The sequence below is a fragment of the Cellulomonas sp. GbtcB1 genome (assembly GCF_019091725.1).
Classification (GTDB): domain Bacteria; phylum Actinomycetota; class Actinomycetes; order Actinomycetales; family Cellulomonadaceae; genus Cellulomonas.
Genome location: NZ_JAGXJG010000740.1, coordinates 1 through 229 on the forward strand (window position 1 = coordinate 1; position 229 = coordinate 229).

The following is a 229-nucleotide window of genomic DNA, read 5'->3' on the forward strand; positions in this document are numbered from 1 at the left end:
CGTCGAGCACCAGGTGAGTGGCGGCCAGGCCGTACGGGAGGGCGATAGGGCTGCGGCCGAGCCGGGAGACGATGATCAGCGGGAGCCGGGCGTCGAGTTCGGTCTTGATGACGCCACGCGAGATATAGAACGCGACGACGATCAGCGAGATAGTAGTGTTCGAGAACCCCTACAGCTACTCGGCCGGCTCGAGGTCGCCGATAGCGAGCGTCGCCACCAGCTCTACTAA

At 64.2% G+C, this 229-nt stretch carries 1 protein-coding gene; it reads right to left on the bottom strand.

What is annotated here, in order from left to right:
- The coding region (locus KVT14_RS23690) for an anion permease (RefSeq protein ID WP_368858801.1) at window positions 1–151 on the bottom strand (151 nt) is incomplete at its 3' end.
- Window positions 152–229 lie beyond the last annotated feature (78 nt).